Raw genomic sequence first — 2,387 nt, 5'->3', positions numbered from 1 at the left:
TCAGCTCGACATCACCGCGGTCGCGCCATTCCGCCAGGATCGGCTGGCGGAAGAGCCAGACAACATCCGGAGATGGCGCCAGGTCGAGAACCGATTTCTCGGTCATAGGTATTCCCTCGTAGAGCCCCGTCAGTTCATATGGATTTGCAAAACCAAGTTCGTCCAGCATGGCGGGCGCAGGCCATTCGGCAATGCGCAGAATGACGTTGTCTGCAGCTGGCCTTAAGGCCCTCGGCAGGGAAGCTATAGTGGCGCGAGCGATCTTCTCGAAATGGTCAAAGTCGTGGTGCATGCGTTGTATATGGTTTCTCGGAGCGGTGTAGTGAACCGCCAAGCCGGAGGGAGGCAGCTCATACGCCTGGTGCGATCAGCAGCCTACGGCCCCAAATCGGACTGCGACGGATACCGCACCGCTGTGGCCAGCTGCTTGCCTCAGAAAGGTATATCTGCTTTGACCGAGATCAGCTGAAAACACAGGTGAAATATGGCAATTGATCTAAAGGGGCTGAGTGCCGCTGAATTGGAAGCGCTGGCCAAGGAAATCGAAGTCCGCAAAGTGGAAGTAGAGGACGAGGCAAAGAAAAACGCTTATGCCGAAATGCTGGCCATTGCGGAAAAACATGGCGTGGCCTTTGAAGAGGTTATTGCTCTGCATGGCGGAAAGGGGCGTAAATCAAGCGCAAAGGCACCTGCTAAATACGCCAATCCAGCTGACCGATCCCAAACCTGGAGCGGCCGCGGGCGTAAGCCTGCTTGGGTCTACGAAGCTTTGGAAGCTGGGAAGTCCCTCGAGGATCTTGAGATCTGAAGCAGCAATTCATTTGGTGGGCTAACGCAGGCGGCACCACGTACAGTTGCGCGGGGCGCAATTGGCAACATGGGCTGCCTGCCGTCATTCACGCCTGGCGCGGCGAACGCCCGGTCGGAGCCCAACTTGTACCTTGGAATTTCTCGCTGCGCGCGCTCGCAGCACGAAAATCGCTGCGCTTGCATCATCTTCTGCGCCGCTACGCGGCGTGAAAACCAGCCATTCAAGCATGCTGCAGCTATCGTCAGGGGCCAAATTCACAGGTCGCGGACCTTCCTGTCGTTCGCACAGTCTCGGGTTATGACGGGTCTAAGCCTTGAACGGACATAGGGTTTCGGCACTTCGGGCGTATCCTGCACGCCCTCAGTTCCCGCGTCATGAAGGGAAAAGCTGGCGTTCATCGCCCGATGGTGGTTAGAATATCCCCCACAATCTCGCCGCAGGAAAATTCAAAGGCAACCGTGCGCAGGAAGCGTCCCCGCATTGAATTAACTGTGCGTTTGAGCGCCGTCAGGCGGTTCATAAGCCCCCCGGCCTCATGGCCGACCACAGGTTCAGACCCAAGCTTGAAAAATGAACGACGGTCACCGGGAGCGGGTCCAGATTAGAGTTTTTCCCGCTGCAGGGACAACAGAATAGGCGCGCACCTTCAACGTGGTGTCGTCTTGGATTGACATCTGCACATTATAGTTTCTGCCGTCGTCCGGATTGTAAATCCGCCCGCCCGTCCATGTGTTTTTAGTAGTTCGGCGAAGGCCTCTGAGGACGGTTAGCCCCAACAGAGGCCGTGAGCGCAGCGCCGGGTTCTTGTTCTTTATATCTACCAGCGGCTGCCCATCAGCATCATTTGGCCATCTGAACCAAGCGATATTCCCGCATAGGCGGGCACCGCATGAAAAGATCTGCACCTGGATACGTTCGTTTGCGTGCATCCAGACACCGGACGGCGTTTGGCGTTCCGCCCCAGCAGCAGTTTCGGCCAGCAGCGACAAGAGCAGAGCAATGCACAGACAAGCCGACGCATGGCCGCTGGACCGTTGCAGCTTTTGAGCCTTTGCCCTGATCATGTTAACCCTTTCGTACGAGCAGCAGACATGCGCAGAGGATACTAGGCTGCGCGGCGGGCCGCACTTACACCAGTCAGGCGTATGATTTATTCCGCCGCAACTGGCCGCCGGGCCTTGAGCGCCTACATTACACGCCAGTGCCACTGTTGGCGTGGATTTATCCGCCGCGCCATTGTTGTGGTTGTTCATTGCCGAAGGTGGCTCCCGGCGGATCGGAACTGACCTGAGCGGCGTTCTGCATTCCAGGCATGGTTACGGTCTTCCGTGCTCCGCGGGCAAGAAATTTGGCACCGCAGCTAATCTGTATTAGCGACGGCTGCGGATTCTTGCCGCAAAATTATACCAGCGTCAGATGCATCGTGCCGGGTCTTTGCCGGCTGAAACACGTTTCATCCGGAATGCGGATCCCGATGTGCCCGGCCAGAGGAGTTCATTATGTCTGTTAAATCTATACTTCAAATAATGGTAATAATGCCCGTGGTTCTCGGCCTAGCCGGGTGTCTCCGAAACGA

Annotated in this window: 4 protein-coding genes; 1 reads left to right on the top strand and 3 read right to left on the bottom strand. The window is 56.7% G+C overall.

What is annotated here, in order from left to right; genetic code table 11:
• A partial coding sequence (locus VOI29_RS24135; protein ID WP_323784392.1) for a metallopeptidase family protein occupies nt 1-292 on the bottom strand: 292 nt, incomplete at its 3' end.
• A gap of 192 nt (nt 293-484) precedes the next feature.
• Here VOI29_RS24135 and VOI29_RS24130 point away from each other — a divergent pair.
• On the top strand, nt 485-808 hold the full coding sequence (locus tag VOI29_RS24130; RefSeq protein WP_323784391.1) for an H-NS histone family protein: 324 nt from the start codon (nt 485-487) through the stop codon (nt 806-808).
• 397 nt (nt 809-1,205) lie between these two features.
• On the opposite strand, the gene VOI29_RS24125 is transcribed toward VOI29_RS24130, so the two are convergent.
• Both VOI29_RS24125 and VOI29_RS24755 read right to left on the bottom strand, forming a co-directional pair.
• Nucleotides 1,206-1,331 (bottom strand): hypothetical protein, encoded by a 126-nt coding sequence (locus VOI29_RS24125; protein WP_323784389.1) that lies wholly within the window; start codon nt 1,329-1,331, stop codon nt 1,206-1,208.
• A 61-nt stretch (nt 1,332-1,392) separates the two neighbouring features.
• Nucleotides 1,393-1,740 (bottom strand): DUF2147 domain-containing protein, encoded by a 348-nt coding sequence (locus tag VOI29_RS24755; protein WP_416361584.1) that lies wholly within the window; start codon nt 1,738-1,740, stop codon nt 1,393-1,395.
• Between the last annotated feature and the right edge of the window lie 647 nt (nt 1,741-2,387).

The organism is Leisingera sp. (genome assembly GCF_034669605.1).
Classification (GTDB): Bacteria; Pseudomonadota; Alphaproteobacteria; order Rhodobacterales; family Rhodobacteraceae; genus Leisingera.
The sequence above is the reverse complement of the archived record's forward strand: the minus strand, read 5'-3'. Positions and strand labels throughout refer to the sequence as shown.

Excerpts from the sequence above, each read along its gene's own strand:
- VOI29_RS24755 (WP_416361584.1), bottom strand. The coding sequence starts at position 1,740 with ATGCACGCAAACGAACGTATCCAGGTGCAGATCTTTTCATGCGGTGCC.
- VOI29_RS24130 (WP_323784391.1), top strand. The coding sequence starts at position 485 with ATGGCAATTGATCTAAAGGGGCTGAGTGCCGCTGAATTGGAAGCGCTG.
- VOI29_RS24125 (WP_323784389.1), bottom strand. The coding sequence starts at position 1,331 with ATGAACCGCCTGACGGCGCTCAAACGCACAGTTAATTCAATGCGGGGA.